This window comes from Rhodobacter viridis (genome assembly GCF_003217355.1).
In the GTDB taxonomy this organism is placed as follows: Bacteria; Pseudomonadota; Alphaproteobacteria; order Rhodobacterales; family Rhodobacteraceae; genus Rhodobacter; species Rhodobacter viridis.
Genome location: NZ_QJTK01000017.1, coordinates 1 through 18,816, shown reverse-complemented (window position 1 = coordinate 18,816; position 18,816 = coordinate 1). Strand labels below are relative to the sequence as shown.

Annotated in this window: 10 protein-coding genes and 2 pseudogenes; 11 read left to right on the top strand and 1 reads right to left on the bottom strand. The window is 67.3% G+C overall.

Features of this window, described 5'->3' with window-relative positions; translation table 11 throughout:
* Positions 1–35: 35 nt before the first annotated feature.
* The 10 genes and pseudogenes from C8J30_RS15995 to C8J30_RS19405 all read left to right on the top strand — a co-directional run.
* Positions 36–1,742 carry an ATP-binding cassette domain-containing protein gene (locus tag C8J30_RS15995; protein WP_110806845.1) on the top strand — a complete coding sequence of 569 codons (1,707 nt, stop codon included), beginning with the start codon at positions 36–38 and terminating at the stop codon, positions 1,740–1,742.
* 32 nt (positions 1,743–1,774) lie between these two features.
* Entirely contained in the window at positions 1,775–3,061 is a 1,287-nt protein-coding gene (locus tag C8J30_RS15990) for an HlyD family type I secretion periplasmic adaptor subunit (RefSeq protein WP_181420917.1), read from the top strand.
* Between the two features lie 16 nt (positions 3,062–3,077).
* A complete protein-coding gene (locus C8J30_RS15985) occupies positions 3,078–3,866 on the top strand; it encodes a hypothetical protein (protein ID WP_110806843.1) in 789 nt (262 codons plus the stop codon).
* A gap of 152 nt (positions 3,867–4,018) precedes the next feature.
* A complete protein-coding gene (locus tag C8J30_RS15980) occupies positions 4,019–5,119 on the top strand; it encodes a calcium-binding protein (protein WP_110806842.1) in 1,101 nt (366 codons plus the stop codon).
* Positions 5,120–5,182: 63 nt separating this feature from the next.
* Complete coding sequence (locus C8J30_RS15975) at positions 5,183–7,030, top strand: glycosyltransferase (RefSeq protein WP_110806841.1); 1,848 nt, start codon at positions 5,183–5,185, stop codon at positions 7,028–7,030.
* Entirely contained in the window at positions 7,014–9,227 is a 2,214-nt protein-coding gene (locus C8J30_RS15970) for a glycosyltransferase (protein ID WP_181420916.1), read from the top strand. The genes C8J30_RS15975 and C8J30_RS15970 overlap by 17 nt, the downstream gene beginning before the upstream one ends.
* 19 nt (positions 9,228–9,246) lie before the next feature.
* Positions 9,247–9,873 (top strand): class I SAM-dependent methyltransferase, encoded by a 627-nt coding sequence (locus tag C8J30_RS15965; RefSeq protein WP_110806839.1) that lies wholly within the window; start codon positions 9,247–9,249, stop codon positions 9,871–9,873.
* 97 nt (positions 9,874–9,970) lie between these two features.
* Positions 9,971–14,245, top strand: coding sequence for a glycosyltransferase family 9 protein (locus C8J30_RS15960; protein WP_146227940.1), 4,275 nt, complete (start codon positions 9,971–9,973; stop codon positions 14,243–14,245).
* Positions 14,246–14,404: 159 nt separating this feature from the next.
* Positions 14,405–14,596 (top strand): annotated as a pseudogene (locus C8J30_RS19125) (IS481 family transposase); the annotation flags it as partial.
* Positions 14,592–14,834: pseudogene (locus C8J30_RS19405) on the top strand (transposase); the annotation flags it as partial. The pseudogenes C8J30_RS19125 and C8J30_RS19405, both read left to right, overlap by 5 nt.
* A 232-nt stretch (positions 14,835–15,066) precedes the next feature.
* On the opposite strand, the gene C8J30_RS15945 reads toward C8J30_RS19405, so the two are convergent.
* Positions 15,067–18,288 (bottom strand): calcium-binding protein, encoded by a 3,222-nt coding sequence (locus tag C8J30_RS15945; RefSeq protein WP_181420915.1) that lies wholly within the window; start codon positions 18,286–18,288, stop codon positions 15,067–15,069.
* Between the two features lie 417 nt (positions 18,289–18,705).
* On the opposite strand from C8J30_RS15945, the gene C8J30_RS18385 reads away from it, so the two are divergent.
* A partial coding sequence (locus tag C8J30_RS18385; RefSeq protein ID WP_146227936.1) for a transposase occupies positions 18,706–18,816 on the top strand: 111 nt, incomplete at its 3' end.

Below are 18,816 nucleotides of genomic sequence, written 5' to 3'. Positions count from 1 at the left end.
TTCCTGTCGTTAAAGTTGTAAAACCGGGAAACCGCATGAAGGTGTCATCCATTTTCCAGAGCATGAAGGGAAAGTATCTTCAGATCTGGTTTCACAGTGTCTTCATCGCTCTGCTGGCCCTTGTTCCCTTCATTTACATGCTGCAGGTCAGCACCCGCGTCTACAACAGCCGGAGCTGGGAAACGCTGTTCTTCCTGACCGCGCTGACGCTGGCCTTGCTCATGATCTGGACGGTGTTGCACCATTTCCGTGGCCGGGCGCTCTTCGCGATCGGGCTGTCGATCGATGCGGACCTGCGGCAGGGGGTCTTCGACGCCGTGCATCGCGGCAATACCCCCGAGGCGTTCCGCGCCTATGCGGATCTGGGCACCGTGCGGCAGGTGCTGACCGGCCCGCTGATCGAGCTGCTGATGGATGCGGTGCTGGCACCGATCTTCATCGCGGTGCTGTTCGTGCTGCACCCGGCCTTTGGCGGGCTGGCGCTGCTTTACATCGCGGCGCTGGCGCTTTTGGGAACAAGGGCCCGCCGGATCGATCACGAGATGCGCAAGTGCGCGCGCGCACACGAGGATCAGGCCTTTGCCTTCGGCATCGCGACCGCCGCCCGCCGCGAGGCGATCCGGGCGCAGAACATCCTGCCCGGCGTGCGGCGGGAATGGATCAACCTCGAGACCAAAGCCGCCAAGGTCAGCCTCGAGGGCGAACAGCGGACCGGGGTTCTGGAAAGCGCGATCCATGTGCTGCAGCAAAGCCAGATGGTTCTGACCATGGGGCTTGGCGCGGTGCTGTACCTGCTCGACAAGGTCAGCCCGGCCGATGGCATGGCGGCCTTTCTCGTGATGACGCGGGGCATCGGCCCGGCACTGTCGCTGGCGCGCAACTGGTCGATGATCAACGAATTCCGCGTCGCCACCACCCGCATATCGGCGCTGCTCGCATCGGTGCCGCCCAGCGCCGATCTGGCGCTGCCGCCGATGGTGGGCCGGGTCAGCTGCGAAAACCTCGGCCTTGCGGGCAGTGATGGCAAGCCGATCCTCTCGGGCATCCGCTTCGACGTGCCGGCCGGCTCTATCGTCGGCGTCATCGGCCCGAGCGGCGCCGGCAAATCCAGCCTGCTGCGCGTGCTGTCGGGTGCGATGCGGCCCGACACCGGCACGGTGCGGATCGACGGCTTCCCGATCGAGCAATGGCCCGAGGCGCAGCACGGTGACGCCACCGGCTATCTGCCGCAGGAGATGGACCTTCTGCCCGGAACGATCTGGCAGAACGTGACCCGCTTCGCCCCCTTCGATCCGAGCCGCTCCGCAGAGGTGACCGAGGCGCTGCGCCGCGCCGGGGCGCTTGACATCGTGCAGGCGCGCGGTCGCGGTCTCGGCTTTCAGCTGCAAGATGGCGGGGTCCCGCTGTCGGGCGGCCAGCGGCAACGGATCGCGCTGGCCCGGGCCTTCTACGGCAAGCCCCGGGTGATCATTCTTGACGAACCGAACTCGGCGCTCGATGCCGAGGCGGAGGCGCGGCTGATCGAAACCATGCTTGATCTGGGTCGCTCGGGCTCGACGATCTTCTTCAGCACGCACAAGTCCAACATGCTGGGCTGCTGCGACTACATCCTCGTGATCATGGATGGCTACATGCATTCCTTCGCCACCCGCGACGAGATCCTGTGGCGGCTGCGCGCGGCGGGCAATCCCTTGCTGCAGATGCCGCCGCAAGATGCCCCGGGCCCTGAGGTGCTGCCATGAGCGGTTCGGAAAGCCCCGTCCAGTCCTTGTACATGACCCATGCGACCCGGGCGCTGCGGGCCTCGGTGGCGACGATCTTCCTGACCTTCGGCGTCTTTGGCGGCTGGCTCTCGATCGCGCGTCTCGACAGTGCGGTGGTGGCGAGCGGGGTGCTTGAAAACGCCAACACGACCCGGCTGATCCAGCATCTGGAAGGCGGGATCGTGAGCGAGTTTCACGTCCACAATGGTGACACGGTGAAGGCGGGGGATCTGCTGCTGCGCCTCGACCCGACGCAAAGTGCTGCGACGGCGGATCTGTTGACGACGCAGTTGCTGACCGACCGGGTGCAGATGGAGCGGTTGCAGGCCGAAATCTCCGGCGGAACCGATCTGACCTTCTCCGAGGATATCCGTCGGCGTGCCGACACCAATCCGGCGGTGGCGCTGGTGGTAGAGCGCGAAAAGCAGCAGTTCGACATGCACCGCGCCGAGGTCGAGAAGGCGCATGAACTGCTGGAAACCTATGTGCGGCAGGCCGAGGAAGAGGTGCATGGCAACGAGGTCCGCCGCGACATCAGCAACCGGCAGGCCAATCTTCTGCGCGCGGATCTGCAGGATCAGAAGGCCCTGCGCCTGAAGGGGCTGACCAGCCAGCCGCGGGTGACCGAACTCGAGCGCCTGCTGCTCGATACCGAGCAGAGCATTGCGCAATCCGAAATCGACATCGCCCGGATCCGGCAGGCGATCGCGGGCTACCGGCTGCAGATGGTGCAGCAGGAACAGGACTTCAGCCGCCGCGCCGCCGATCAGGCCGAGGCGCTGTCGCGCGACATGAAGACCCGTGAACGCGATCTGATCATCGCCTCGGATTCGCTGCGCCGCGTCGAGGTCCGCGCTCCGGTCGATGGCACGGTGCAGGAAAGCATCCTTGGCACCATCGGCGCGGTGATCCGCCCCGGCGAGACGATCCTGAAAATCGCCCCCCGCGACGACCAATACGTTATCTCGAGCGAGGTGGCACCGAATGACATCGACGGCGTCAAGCCGGGCGGTGCGGCGCTGATCACCTTTCCCGCCTTCCAGTCGCTGAAGCTGGCGCCCTCGCGCGGGCGGGTGCTGTCGATCTCCAAGGACCGGATCGTCGATGCCGCGCGTCACGCGAGCTATTACGAAGCGCGGATCGTGCTCGACGAAGCCACGCTGCCCGAAGCCCAGCGCAAGGATCTGGTGGCGGGGATGACGGCCACCACGATCATGCCGACCGGAGCCCGCTCGGCCCTTGCCTATCTTGTCGGCCCGATGCTGCGCCGCCTTGATGGCGCGATGCGCGAAAAATGATCGATCGGAGACCAGAATGCGGGAACTGCTGACGCTTGCACCGGGGATCTTGACGCTGACCTTCGTGCAGCCCGAGGGGATGCTGGCCGATGCGGTGATCCGCCCGGTGGTTCCCGCCGAGAGCCTGGGCCAACTGACCCTGATGTTCGAGGCAGGCAATGCGAGCGGCACTCTGAGCCGCCCCGGAGAGATCTGCATCATCCGCTGCAACCGCGAAAGCCGTCTCGCGGTCGACATCACCGCCGCCTCGGGGGAGGGCAAGCCGGTGGGCGGCCTTGAACTCGTGTATCTGTCTCAAGACAATTGCGCAAAATGCGACCGGATCGACGCGCTGGTGCGACGGCAGGATGGCCGGATCAGCGCCGTGCAATTTGGCGAACCGGCCCCGACCCGGGGGTCGGATGCCCCGATCACCGGGCTGTGCCTCGCCCTGCCTCCGGGCCAAGCGCGCCTTCGGGTTCAGGACATGGTCAGCGGGCGGATCGCTGCTCCGGGCAACTGGCTGCACGCCGCCCGCGGCAATCACCCTTTCACCGACCTCAAGATCTGGGTTGAGCAACGCAAGGAGCCGCAAGTTCTACGCATCACCGCCGATTTCGCCCAGGCAGGCAGGATCGAGGCCGAGGGCACGGTTCTGCGCCTGCGGGGCAATGGAACCGATGATCCGCTGCTGCGAATCGGCCTTGCGCTGCTGCCGGAAAGCCCCGTTTCGGGCGGGTCGATGACCGCCGCGACAGAGCAGCGGGGCGCTCGCAAATACAAGGTTTACGGGGCTCCGAAGCCATCCCGAAAAAACAACCTATGATTGTTCAATCTGTAATGAATTATCTGTTTACGATAGCTGCCTCCTTGTCTTAGTGTCTGCGGCACCTGCTCGGGATCCTCGATCCGGCAGCCCCTCTCCCGGGCAGAGCGCCCGGTAAGTTCCTTTGCCGAAGTGAATTCAAGGAGATCCACATGGCTGTTGACGAGTATACGTCAGTCACCGAAGTGAAGCATGGCCTTGCCGCGCTCGGCGTGCCGATGCAGTGGGCAGGCAGCATCGTTGATGCTCTCGGAACACCGCCGGAAACCATCACCGTCGCGCGTCTTGACGCCAACGATCCGCGCCCGCGTTCGGCGGAAGTGGTGGTTCGCGAAGCCGACGACGGCACTCTGACGATCACCACCACCGGCTCTGCGGACAGGGTCCTGATCGGCACGCGGGGGGCCAACGAACTGATCGGCGCGGCGGGCGATGATTCCATCTCGCTGGGCGCAGGAAACGATGCCGGTAGCGGTGGCCGGGGCAACGACCTGATCTGGAGTGGCACCGGCGCAGATACTGTGTCAGGCGACATCGGCAACGATACGGTGCTTGGACAGGCCGGAAACGACTCGCTGCTGGGCGGCGCCGGAAACGACATGCTCAACGGCGGCACCGAAAATGACACGCTGCTGGGCGACGTCGGCAACGACTTGCTGGACGGGGGCGACGGCGACGACTCGCTCGATGGCGGCACCGGAAACGACGTGCTTGATGCCGGCATGGGCAGCGACATGCTGAGCGGGGGCGACGGCGACGACACGCTCCTGGGCGACGAGGCCGCTGACACGCTCTTTGGCGGCGCAGGCCTCGACACGCTGTCGGGCGGGACCGGCAACGACTCGCTTGACGGCGGCACCGGCAACGACTCGCTCGACGGCGGCACGGGCAACGACACGCTCTCGGGCGGCATCGGAGCGGATACGCTTCAGGGCGGCGCGGGCACGGATCGGCTGCTTGGCGGCACTGGTGATGATGTCATGTGGGGCGGCGCGGGCGCGGACACGCTGACCGGCGGGGCAGGTGCCGATGTGATGCGCGGCGACGCGGGCAACGACCAGTTCATCGCGACCGCAGGCGACACGATCTGGGGCGGCGCCGACACCGATACCGTGCGCATCGATGCCAACTTCGACGATGTCACCGTGCGCGTGATTGGCGGAAAAACCGTGATCACCTTCGGCGACGGCTCGACCGTGACGGTCCGCGAGGTCGAAGGCCTCAAGTTCAACGATCACGACGTGCACCTCTGACCGTAACGACGACTGCCACCCCCCCAAGGCGGGCGGCAGTTTCTCGCGGCGGACAGGACAGACATGCATCAAGGGCCATCACATCGCGGGGAAAACAGGAGTGTTCCCGAAGCCGCGGATCGCCTGATCCGGCTGCACCATGCCCTTGATCGCACCCGCGCCCCTGCCGCCAGCTTCTTTCTTGAACGCGCCTTGGCGCTGACCCATCTGGGCGAAACCGATCTTGCCCTGCGCGATCTGGATCTGGCGCGGTCGATCGACCCGGAGGATCCGACCCTCCTCGCACTGCGCTGCAAGCTTGCCGCCGATCGCCCCCCCACAGCCGAGGACCGCGTCGCCGCGCGCGAGCTGATCACCCATCCCACGGCATCCGCCGCACTGCGTCATCACGCCCTGCCCTGTCTCGATCCCGCCGATCTGCCGAAGGTCGCGACCCATCTGCACCCGACCTGTCTGCGGGTCATCGTGCTCAAACGCCCCGAGGACGAAATCACCCTGCAGGGCAGCGATGCGGACGACCACCTCGACCTGCTGCGCGCCCCGGGCTCTGCAAAAGTCGACTGCGTCGACCTGGTGGTGGCGCGACGCGCGGGGCAAGATCGCAGCCTGACCCTCGGCGTGCGAGGCCAAAGCCAGCGGATCGAGGTGCCGGCCCTCCCCGCTCCGCAACCGGCGCCGGTTCTCGGGACGGGGGATCCCGCCTGGCTCTGGATCGTCATGCCGCTGCACGACGGCGGCGATGCCCTTGCGGCCGCGCTGAGCTCGGTTCTGGCAGAGCTCAAGACCCATCCTGCGGCGCGGCTGATCCTCGTCGACGACGGCTCGCATCGGCCCGAAACGGCGGCGCGACTGAAAGACTGCATGGCCCGCGCGCCCGGGCAGGTTCAGCTGTTGCGCAATGAGGTCGGGAGCGGCTTCACCGCCGCCGTCAATCTGGGGCTTTCCGCGATCGGTCCCGGCCCGGTGCTCTTGCTCAACTCCGATGTCTGGCTGCCCGCGGGCACGCTGGCGCGTCTGCGCGCGCATCTCGACGATCCCGAGATCGGCACGGTGACGCCGCTCTCGAACAGCGCCGGCAGCTTCAGCCTGCTTGGCCCCGGGGTTCTCGCCGCAATGCCCGCGCCAGCGCTCTGCGACCGCCTGGCGGCAGCCGCCGCCCGGCTCAACCCCGGCCTTGCGATCGACGTCCCCTGCGGCAACGGTTTCGCCCTGCTGATTTCCGAGGCCTGCCTGCGCGCCGTCGCCCCGCTTTCGACCGTCTATGAAAGCGGCTATTACGAGGATGTCGATCTCTGTCTGCGCGCCTCCCGGCTCGGCTGGCGCCATGTGGCGGCGGCGGATTGCTTCGTCGGCCATGTGGGCAGCGTGACCTATGGCGCGCAGAAACGCGCCCTTGTGGCCCGCAATCGGCGGCGTCTGCATCAGCGTTTTCCCGATCATGCCGCGACCTATGCCCGGTTCACCGCGCTCGATCCGCTGGCCGAGGCCCGGCATCGGCTTCTCGCGGCGCTTGCCCCTGACTGGGTGCCACACCCGCAGCCCGAACCCGCGCGGGCCGAGGGCGTGCGGCAGATCCGTTTGCCCGATGTCGCGGGCGGCCCGGTGCTGCTGCCCAGCCTGACACCCCTGCCCCGCGTCCTTGAGACCGCGCGCTTTGCCCGGCTGCGGCCGGTGCCCGCGACCGCCCTCGTCGCGGCGGGGCTTGCCATCGACCCCGACCATTCCTTGCACCTGACGCAAGCGCCGGATGGTCACGCGATCCTTCTGACCGACACGGCATCCAGGGCGACACTCGCCGCCCTGCCGCTCGGCCCGTTTTCTGCCGCGGCCAGCCGCGCCTTCGAGGCGCAGGTTCTGGCGCATCATGGCTCCCAGAAAGGGAAAACCCGATCCGATGCGGTTTCAACATGACCTGTCCCTGATCGCTCCTGCGCTTTTGCAAGGGCGCCTGTTCGCCCCGCAAGAGCCGGGGCGGCGCTGGCACATCGGCCTGTTCGTCAACGACCGGTTTCAAGGCGCCGTGGCCGCCGATCTGCCACTGACCGCCCCCCCTAGCGCCGCAGCCGACCCGGGCGAGGGCTTTGCCCTCACGCTCAATCTGGCCGCCTTGCACGACGCCGACCTGATCCGGCTCGAGGTTCTGGGCACCGACCACGTCCTTGCCGAAAGAACGCTGGCCGACCTGCGCGGGGGGCGGGCGGCCCCGGTGACCGCCCCCGGCGCCGTCTGGGCGGTGCGGGGCCTGACGCTGGCCGGACGGCTCGAGGATGGCGTGACCTCCCTGCCCGCCTACGAAATTCTGGCCTTCGAAGAGGATCGTCTGGTCGGCCGCAGTCGGGTCTGGCGCTGGCAGCATGTGGGCGAACCGCAGGACCCGATGGGCAAGGCGATCGCCTTTGATCTGTTTCTCGATCCGGCGCTCGCCGACGGGCAGCTGCATGCGATCCATGTCGCGACCTCGACCGGACAGGTTCTGGACGGCAGCCCGGTCGAGGTGATCGCCTGGCCGAATGCGCTGGTGGCGCAACTTGACCGCGGGCAGGTGCCCGGAACCGAGGCGCATCAGCGTCGGCTCGATCGCGCTTGGGAGGGTCTGCTTGGCAACAGCATGGGGCTGGAGGGCTACGGTGCGCTTTACCCGGAACTGTCGGAGACGGCGGATTGGCCCGGCAGCTTTGATGTTGCAGCGGACGGCATCGCTTACCCGATCCCGGGCAGCGGTTGGGTGCTGCTGGCGCATCGTGACATCCGCCCGCTGCCCGCCTTTGCCGAGCGGATGCTGGCCGCCTTGCCGCGCATGCCGGAGGCCCGCGCGGTCTTTTGCGATCTGGCGCTGCGCGAAAGCGATGGCACGCTCTGGCCGCTGCTGATGCCCGCCTTCGACTGGGAGAGGCTGCTCGAACAGGGGCATGCCGCGCTTTGTTTTGCCCTGCCCGTGGCGGCGCTGCAAACGCCCGCGGCCTCGCTCGCGGCGCTGCTTCTGGCCTGGCTTGCCCCCGCGGGGCAGGCCCCCGATCGGCGGCAGATCTGGCATCTGCCGCATCCGGGCGGCATCGCCGAAGCTGCGGCGCTGCGGGCCAGCTGCGCGGCGCGTAGCGCGGCCCTTGCGGCGGCGCTGCACGCGCCGGGGCTGCTGCCCCCCGGAACCCGGGTGCAGGAGAGCCCGCGTCCCCGGGCGCTGTTTCCCGCGCTGCATCTGAACCGGCCGGCGCGGCACAGGGCGATTTCGGTGATCGTGCCCAGCCGCAACAACGCCGCCCTGCTCGACGCGGCGATTGCCGGGCTGCGCACGCAGAATCCCGGCTTCGATCTGGATCTGATGATCGTCGATCACGCCTCCGACGCGCCCGAGGCGCTGGCGCTGTTCGACCGGCTGGAAAGCGACGGCGCCCGCATCCTGCGCGTCGAAGGCGGCTTCAACTTCGCCCGCATGAACAATTTCGCCGCCGCGCAGGCACGGCACGCGCAGCTCTGTTTCATGAACAACGACGTCGATTTTCCCGTCCCCGGCGTGCTGGCCGAATTGTCCGGGCGGCTGGCAGAGGACAGCACCGGGGCGGTCGGGCCGCTGATGATGCGGGCAAGCGAGATCATCCAGCATGGCGGCGTCACGCTCGGGCCCTGGGTGGGCGCGGTGCATGCCTTCGAAGATCGGATGCGCGGCGATCCCGGCTATGCCGAGATGCTGCGCTGCGCCCATGAACCGGGCGGGCTGACCGCGGCGATGCTGCTGACGCGGCGTGACCTGTTCGAAAGGCTCGGCGGCTTCGATGCCGAGCGCTTCGCGGTGAATTTCAACGATGTCGACTACGGGCTGAAGCTGCGCGCGGCGGGCTACCGGCTGGTGCTGAGCCCGCATGCGGTGATCCGTCATCACGAGTCGCTCAGCCGTGGGCGCGAGCGCGGGACACCGGCGGGGCTGCGGATGCAGCGCGAACTGGCCAGCCTGCGCGCGAAATGGCGCGAGGCGCTTTTGAACGACACGCAATTCCATCCGCTCTTCGCGCTCGACGGCCTGCCCTACCGTGGCCTGTCGCTGCGGCATCGCGATCCCGCACCGCGATGTGCGGGATATCCGATCGCCCGTCCCCTCCCCGACGGCTTCTGACCGCTCTTTCAGGAAAGACATGAGTTCGATGCAGGACCAGACACGTCAGACGCTTTTCAACATGGGATCGGGGCCGCAGCGGCTGTTCGAGCTGCTGCCCGATCCGGCGCCCTTTGCCGACTGGCGCGAGATCCGGGTCGACATCAACCCGGACTGTCGCCCCGATATCTGCAGCAATCTCGGCGATCTGCGCCCGGTCATCGCCGATGGCGCGGCCGATCTGATCTATTGCTCGCATGTGATCGAGCATTTCCATGATCACGAGGTCGATGCGGTGCTGCGCGAATTTGCCCGGATCCTGCACCGCGACGGGATGCTGATGCTGCGTCTGCCCGATCTGGCCGCAGTCGTCGCGCAATTCGATCCCGCAGATCCGGCCCGACCGCTTTACGGCTCGCCCGCCGGGCCGATCTCGGCGCTTGATGTGCTTTACGGCCATCGCAGCTCGATCGCCCAGGGCAATGTCTTCATGGCCCATCGTACCGGCTTCACCGAGGCGTCGCTCGCCAGCCGTCTGCTCGAGGCCGGGTTCGACGAGGTGCGGACCCTGCCCGGCCCCTCGGTGGAATTCTGCGCCATCGCCAGCCGCGGCGCACTGTCCTTCGGTCCTCAGCTCGAAGCGCTGATCGGCTGGATGATGCGATGATCTGCGCGAAAGCCCCCGCCCCCTGCCTTTCCCCCTCTCGTCGCGGTCGGCCGTTTCGGTGCTGCACCGCGCCGATGCGATCAACCTGCGAGGTTCCATGACCACCACATCCCCGGCCCCCGCTCCCTTCTCCGCAGCGCCCGTCGATCCGTGCCGGATCTGGCTTGATGTCGCGCGAGTCTTCGAAACCCGGCAGGATGCCGAGGGCCGCAAGCATATCCGCAGCGGTCGGGTTTCCGGCTGGATCCTTGGCCCCGAGCCCTTCGTGCGGATCGACGTGCTTCTGGGCGAGACCCGCGTGGCCTCGGCCAGCCTTGGCAAGTATCGACCCGATGTGGCGAAGCTCTTCCCGCATCTGCCGCATGCCGAATATGCCGGTTTCGAGGCGCGGCTGACCGCAGGCCCCCTGCCCGACGGCCCGGCGCAGATCATCCTGCTTGCCGTGACAGGCAGCGGTCAGCTTTTCGTCAAGCGGGTGATGCTGGCGCTGCCCGATGCGCGGCAGGGCATCGACGCGCTGGCCATGCACACCCATGTCGAGCGTTGCGACATCGATCCGCGCGGCATGGTCGCCGTCTCGGGCTGGGTGGTGTCGCGAACGCCGATCCTGTCGATCCAGCTGATGTCGCAGGGCCGCAAGCTCGCGGGCGTGTTGCCGACGCTGCCGCGCCCGGATGTGGCCGCGGAATACCCCGACTACCCGAATGCCGAACGTGCCGGGTTCTGGCTTGGCGCCGATCTGGCGCAGGACCCGAAGGGCACGGTGACGATCGAATTCATCGCCCGGGACGGCACCTTGCGGCGGATGGTGACGACGCCGAACCCGGTCGCCGAACTGCCCGCGGCAGAGAAGGCGGCCCCCGCCGGAACCGCGCTGTCCCTCCGCCCGATGCCCACGAAGACGACGGCGGAGCCGCCGGGGATCAAGCTGCACCGCGACATGCCGTTTCACTGCGATTTCGTCACGCTCACCCGCGACGGGCAGTTCCGCGCGGCGGGTTGGCTGCTGCCGGAGGGGCCGGTGCGGCGGCTCTCGGTCGCGCATGGGCAGACGCGGCACGGCACGGCGCAGACCGGCCGACCCCGCCCTGATGTTGCCATGTCCCATCCCGATGTGCCGGGCGCGATGAATGCGGGCTTCGAGCTGAAAGCGCAGCTTCCGGCGCCGCTCGACGGGCCGCAAAGGATCGGGCTGGTGGTCGAACTGGAGGATGGCAGCGAACAGAGCTTCGAATTCCTGATCGACCCGGTGGAGGGCGGCGCCGCGACGGCCCCCGGTCAGCCCGCACCCGAGGCGGTGCTGATGGCGGTGGACGGGATGAAGATCAGCGCGAACCATGCCCAGCGGCTGATCACCGGCGCCTTCAACCTGCAGGGCTGGGCGGTGGCGAAGAACGGGGTCGACCGGGTCGAGGTCTATCTGAACGACCGGCTGCTCGGGCGGGCCTATCACGGGTTGCGGCGCGAGGATGTGGGCGCGGCCTATCCCGACCATCCGAATTCGCTTCTGGGGGGCTTTGCCTTCCCGGTGGCGAAGCGGAATCTGCAAACCGGCCGCGCGCAGGTGCGGCTGGTCACGACCGATCGCAAGGGGGGCAGTGCCAGCTTCGAGTTCAGCGTCGACATCGATCTGGCGCAGGGGGAAACCGCGCAGAGCCTGCTGCGCCGCAAGATGCCCTGGGCCGAGGCCGAGACCGGCCTCGCGGCGCTGGCGGCGCGCGGACCGCTGCCCGAATGTGTCATCGTGCTGCGCGTCGATGGCCGCAAGGACAGGGCGGACCGGGCGCTGGCAACGCTGCGCAGCCTGAGCGCACAGGTCTGGCCGCACTGGCGGGTGCTGCTGGCCGGAGCCGAGGCCGAGACGATCCGGGCACAGCTCGTGGCGGCCGGCGCCGGGGGGGCGGAGCGGATCGGCCTCCTCGACAGCACCGCGGCGCTGCCGCCCGAGGCGCTGGCGATGGTGCTGAATGCGGGCGACATTCTGGCGGTCGACGGGATTTTGGCCCGGCTTCTGGATGCCTCGGGCACGGATTTGATGATCTACGGCGATGACCGGCGCCCGGACCCGACCCAGCCCAAAAACCTCATCCCCTGTCTGAAACCGGGGTGGTCGCCCGATCTGCTGCTGTCGCAGAACTACATCGGCCGGGCCTGGCTGGTGCGGGGGGCCTTGCTGCAGCGGCTGGGGATGAGCCTGGCCGATCTGGAAGCGGCGGGCGATCTCGGGGCGCTGCTGCGCCTGACCTCGGCCGTGGCGGCAGGCAGCATCCGTCATGTTCCGGGGCTGATGCTGGAACAGGGCGGTCTGCCCGAAACCCATGCCGCCGAGCGGCGGGCGCTTGTCGCGCATCTGCGCGCCAGCGGTCTGGCCGCGCGCGTCCTGCCCGGGGCCGCCCCCTTCCTGCATCGCGTCGCACGGACCCCGCCGCCCGCGGCGCGGGTCTCGGTGATCATCCCGTCGATCGGGGCGGGCGGCCATGTCGAACGCTGCGTCGACAGCCTGCGCCGGACCTGCACGACCACCCCGGTCGAAATCGTGATCGTCGACAACATCCGCAAGCGCGGGCTTGGCGCCGAGGGGCGACACTGGAAGCAATGGTTCCGCACCCATGCCGATGTCGTCCTCGAGGTCGACGAGCCCTTCAACTGGTCGCGGCTGAACAATCTGGGCGCGGCGGCGGCAAGCGGTGATTTCCTGCTGTTTCTCAATGACGATACCGAGGCCTTGCAACCGGACTGGCTCGAAGTGCTGACCGCCGAGGCGGCCCGGCCCGAGGTGGGTGTGGTGGGCGCGCAACTGCTTTACCCCGACGGCCGGGTGCAACACGCGGGCATGTTCCTGTCGCGCCATCAGGCGGGCGTCGCCCGTCACGCCTTCCGCTTCCTTGCGGGGACGGACCCGGGCTATTTCGGTCTCACCCTGAGCCAGCGCAACGTGCTGTGCCTGACCGGCGCCTGCATGATGACGCGCCGCGAGGTCTTCGAGGCGCAGGGCGGTTTCGATGAAAACCACAGCGTGGTGAACAACGACGTCGACTTCAGTCTGCGCCTGCACGAAGCCGGTCTGGCCGTGCTTTACACCCCGCATGCGCGGCTGACGCATCACGAACTGGCCAGCCGCGCGGCGCTCTCGGACGATTTCGACACGAGCGGATTTCTGGCCCGCTGGGCCGATCGGCAGGCGATGGGCGACCCCTATCTCAACCCCGGCATCGGCAGCGAAGCCGAAGATTACGCGCTGGAGGAAGAGCCGCTGCGCGTTGTCCACGCGGGCACGCCACTTGGTCGTCGGGACCGGATCGCACGCATTTTGGCGGTGAAGCTCGATCATATCGGCGATCTGGTGACCGCGCTGCCCGCGCTGCGGCGGCTCAAGGCGCTGTTCCCAGAGGCGAAGCTGACCGCGCTGGTCGGCAAGTCGGCGCAGGGCATTGCCCGGATGGAGCCCGCGATCGACGAGGTGATGCCCTTCGAATTCTTCGATGCCCGCTCGGGGCTGGGGCGCAAGAAGCTGAGCAAGGCCGATTACGCCGCGCTGGCGGCCGAGCTGACCACGCGGCGCTTCGATCTGGCGGTCGATCTGCGCAAGCTTGGCGACACGCGGCATATCCTGCAGCTGAGCGGGGCCCCGCTGCTGGCGGGCTATGACCACGACCAGAGCTTCCCCTGGCTCGACATCGCCCTCGAATGGGAGGGGGACGCGCAGCAGATGGACAAGCGCAACCATGTCGCGACCGATCTGCTCAATCTGGTCGAGGCGGTCGGCACCGCCTTCACCGAGGATCGGCGCACGATCTCGACCCCGCTTGACCTTTTGCCGCCTCTGTCGGAGCGGCTGCGCAGCGACTTTGCCGATCTCTTCGCGCATCGCTATGTCATCGTGCATCCGGCAGCCGGGACACCGTTGCGGCAATGGCCGACGGCGTCCTTCGCGCGTCTGATCGATCTTCTGGCCGAGCGCGAGGACTTGCGCATCGCCCTGATCGGCGGGCCGGACGAACGCGAAATTGCCGACAAGGTGCTGGCGCAGGTGCAGCGACAGGATCGGGTCTTCGATCTGGTCGGGCGCTCGAGCCTGTCGGAACTGCCGCGGATCATCGCGCAAGGCGTGCTCTTCGTCGGCAACAACTCCGGCCCGAGCCATATCGCCTCGGGGCTTGGCGTGCCGACGGTGGCGGTGCATTCCGCGCTGATCGCCTCGGAGGAATGGGGGCCTTTGGGACCACAGGCGGTGGCGCTGCGCCGGGACATGACCTGCGCGCCCTGCTATATTGTCAGCGCCGCGCAATGCCCGCGCGCGCTGGCCTGCCTGACGCGGATCACCCCCTTTGACGTGCAGGCGCTGTGCCAGCGCTATCTGCCGCCGGCGTGACGTCGCCCCTCGGCTTTGACACGGATGAGCGGGGACCGAACCGGTCCCCCGGTCGCAAAGTGGGGTCACGGGACCGAAGCGCAGCCGCGCTGCGTCACGACGCAGGCCGCGCGAGTGAAATGATCGCAAGCTTTGCTCGCGCAGCCGAACCGGGAGCTCGGTATCACCCCCAAGACCGTTGCGAAGTGGCGCAAGCGCGCAACGGTCGAGAATATGAAGACCGGGCCGTCAGAGCCGCGATCCACCGTCTTCGCTGAATCCGAAGAGGCGATGAACGTGGCATTCCGGCGCCAAACCCTGCTGCCGGTAGACGATTGTCTTTACGCTCCGCAACCTTCGATCCCCCATCTACACCTGCCCGGCCGGCAACGAACTCATCTCTCGCTATACCCGTGAGGAAGGAGGCCTGCAGCTCCGCCGCTACTGGATCAACGGCTGCCAGACCTGCCCCGTGAAAGGCCGTTGCACCACCGGCACGGAGCGCCGGATCACCCGCTGGGAGCACGAGCCTCTGATCGAGGCCATGCGCGAGCGGTTGAGCCGCGACCCGGATCCGATGACGCTGCGGCGCTGCACGGTCGAACACCCAAGAGCGGCGGGTGGCTTGACGTTTCAGGGTGGAGCCCGCTGCGATCCGCGTTTGCGCCGGAGCCCCCAGCCGTGCAGGATGCGGGCAGGACGGTATCCGTCACGAGGCCCGGATTGCGCCCTCGGCAAGGGGCTGCTGTTTCCGGCAAAGCAGGATCAGCCCCGACAGGTACAAGCCCGGAGGACGGCGGAGACGTCCCGTCCGGCGGGGAACCGGGCGGGACGGGCTCTTGTCAAACGAAGATGATGTCGCTGCCCGACAGGCTGAAGCTGGCCGCGGTGAAGCTGCCCGTCAGCCAGATCGTCAGATCCGCCCCGGCGGTGCCGTCAAGCCCGATCGCCAGCGTCGTCACTCCGCCCGCCGACGAGACTGCGACCTGCCCGGCGCCCAGCGTCGTGCCTGCGCCGTCGCTGATCGCGCTCAGCGTCACCCCGTAAAGCCGCATCCGGTCGCCGCTGGCGCCATCGGCGATCGTGTCAACCCCGCAGCCGTAAAGGTTGGTGAACTGGAACAGATCCGCCCCCGCGCCGCCCAGCAGCGTGTCGTTGCCGTCGCCGCCGTTCAGGATGTCGTTGCCGGTACCGGTGCTGATCCGGTCGTTGCCGCCAAAGGTGTAGATCCGGTCGTTGCGGGCCGAGCCGGTGATGCTGTAGGTCTCGAAGTTGTTGAAGGTGGCATCGTAGCTGCCATCGGTGGCATAGATGTGGTAGGCGCCGTTCGAGACGTAATCCGTCCGCAGCCCCGACGTCGCCAGAGAGGCGTTCAGCGTCAGGCTGTCAGTGCCCGCCCCGCCGTCCGCCCATTCCGACCAGCCGCGGCCCAGATTGACGGTGTCATTGCCCTCGTTCGTCGCCACCGCGTCGTTACCGCTTCCCGCCGAGAGGTTGATCGTGTCGGCATTCTGCCCGGTGGTCAGCGACACCGCCTCGATTCCGGTCAGCACCGTGCCCGCCCCGGTCACGGTGGCCGCGCCTGCCGCATTGAGCGTCAGCCCGATCGCCACCGTCACGCCCGCATAATTGGCCTGCCAGGTATCCACCCCCTCGCCGCCGTTGATCCGGTCGGCCCCGGCCGCGCCATTGAGCCAGTCGTTGCCCGCGCCGCCGCTCAAGGTGTCGGCCGCCCCGGCGCCGATCAGCGTGTCGGCCCCGGCCCCGCCGCTCACGTTGAAGCGCTCGACGTTGATGTAGTCGGTATAATGCGCGTCGCCCTGTTCGCCGTAGCGGTTCCAGCCGTTCGAGGTGTAGCGGCTCTGGATCGCCTCGGTGCTGGCGGAATAGTCGAGGATCAGCAGATCGACCCCGACGCCGCCGTCGAACCCGTCCTGGCCAAGCCCGAGCGAGACGGTGTCATTGCCCGCATTGCCCGCAAACCAGTCGTTGCCGCTTTGGCTGGTCGTGTCGACCAGATCGGCTCCGGCCCCGCCCGTCAGGCTGACCTGTTCGATGTTGCGCACGTCGCAACCCGAGCCGGTCGCCTGCGCCGCGGTCTGGCTGGCCGAGGCACTGAAGCGCAACCCCGCCGAGATCGCCGACAGATCGGCCCGCCACAGGTCGGTGCCCGCGCCGCCGTCGATCACCGCCCGCCCGGCGCCGCTCTCGAGCGTGTCATTGCCCGCGCCGCCGCGCAGGGTGTCGTTCATCGTGCCACCGACCAGACTGTCATGGCCCGCGCCGCCGGTCATGTCGTAATGCTCGATGTTGATGAAATCGACCTGATCGCCGCTTGTCGAACTGAAGCGATACCAGCCGTTCGAGACATAGCTGTAGGTGATCCCCTGCGTCGCCCCGGCGATGCCCGACCAGTCGAGGATCAGCGTGTCCTCGCCCTCGGCGCCATTGACCGCATCGACACCGCGCCAGACCGTGGCACTGTCATTGCCCGCGCCCAGGTAGAGGTTGTCGTTATAAACGCCGCTGCGGGTGGTGATGAGGTCGCGCACCGCGGTTCCGGTGTAATTCAGCCGTTCCAGCCCGCTGATCGCCGCGCCGTAACTCGTGGTCTGGGTCTGGAAGTTGATGGTGACGTTGGTCTCGTGTTCGGAGAGGTTCGCCTCCCACAGATCGACGCCGTCACCCCCGGTGATCACGTCAACTCCGCCACCGCCCGACAGCGTGTCGTCACCGCCATTGCCGACCAGCCGGTCGTTCAGCCCCGCGCCCAGAAGATAGTCGCCGCCCGCGCCGCCGGTCAGGTAGAAACGCTCGAAGTTGATGTAGTCAAGACGGTCGCCGCTGGCGGCGCTGAAGCAATACCAGCCGTTCGAGACATAGCTGCGGCTGATCCCCTGAGTGGCATCAGTGATGCCCGACCAGTCCATCACCAGCAGATCCTCGTCCGCCTCGCCATTGGCGCTGTCGACACCGCGGCCGGTGGTGACGGTGTCATCGCTCGCGCCCATGGTGAAGCTGTCGTTGTAGCTGCCGGCCAGCGCGACGACGGTGTCGTTAAAGGCCGAGCCGGTGTAACTCAGCCGCTCGATGCCGCTGATCACCGCGCCAGTGTTGGTGGTTTGGCTGATCAGGCTGACCGAGGTGTTCGCCTCGCTGTCGGAAAGATCGACCTGCCACAGGTCGATCCCGGCGCCACCCGCGACGGTATCGGCCCCGGTACCACCGATCAGCGAATCGTTGCCACCATTGCCGGTCAGCCGGTCAGCCAGCGCGCCGCCCGACAGTCCGTCGCTTCCCGCGCCGCCCGTCAGGAAGTAGCGTTCGAAATTGATGTAGTTCACCTGATCGCCGCTGAGCGCAGAATAGCGATACCAGCCGTTCGACACATAGGAATTGCGGATTGCGAAGCTCGGATCGGTGATCGCGGACCAGTCGAAGGCCAGGATGTCGGTGCCCGCCCCGCCATTGACCCAATCGACGCCGCGCCCGCCGTCGACCTGATCGTCGCCATCGCCCGTGGTGATGTTGTCGTTGCCGACAAAGGCCGAAGTGTTGATCACATCATCGCCGATGCCGGTGGTGATCGTGAGCGTTTCGATCTGGGCGAAGCGGGCGCCGGTGGCCGCGACAAGCTGGGTGATCGCGGGATCGACGGAAAGCGTGATCAGCACGTTATCGGTGACACTTCCGTAATCCGCGGTCCAGCGGTCGAAGCCCGCACCGCCGTTGATCGTGTCGGCCCCCAGCCCGCTGGTCAGGCTGTCGGCCCCGGCGCCGCCATAAAGCTGATCGACGTCATTGGCCCCGCGCAGGTCATCATCCCCCGATCCGCCGCGCAGATTGAACCGCTCGAAGCTGTAGAAGTCGATGCTGGACGATAGATAATCGGTGAAGCGATAATAGCCGTTGCCCGCATATTCGTAGATGATGTCGCTTGAAAGCGCCGCATAGTTCAGAACCAGCGTGTCGACACCCCCCCCGGCATCGACGCTGTAGATCCCCGTGGGCGTGACGGTGACTGTGTTGTTGTCACCGGTGACGGGAAGTCCAGTAATAGGCATGGTCTCCTCCTCTTTCGTCCGCTGCGCAGCACGACGTAAGCCGGAATTGGCCTTGTCCATTGGCACACGGACGACAGCCAGATGGTACACCCGCTCCCCGTCGCCCCAGCTGCGACAAGATTTCCGTTCCGGTCCGCAACACCTGTCTTTTGGGGCAGGCCTGCCGCTGTGGCGCATCGTTTTGCGGGCGGCCTGCGTACCCGTCCCTGAGGTGATCTGGTGGACTGCCCTTCCACCTCCCGCCCCCGAGGCCTTCCGGGGCTGCCGCAGCATGTCCGCCATCCGCAGCCATGGAACCGTTTGGGACGATTGCTTCGCGGAGGGTTTGCGGCTCATGTTGACCCCACATGGTGAGGTGGTCCCCAGCCAGCGGACAGTTTGCTAAGCTTGCCGCCAAGGAAGACGAGGACGAACAGCGTGGCTGGCAAACGGCAGAACTACAGCGCGGACTTCAAAGCGAAGGTGGCGCTTGAAGCCATTCGTGGCGAGGCGACGATCGCCGAGCTGGTGGTGAAGCACGGCGTGCAT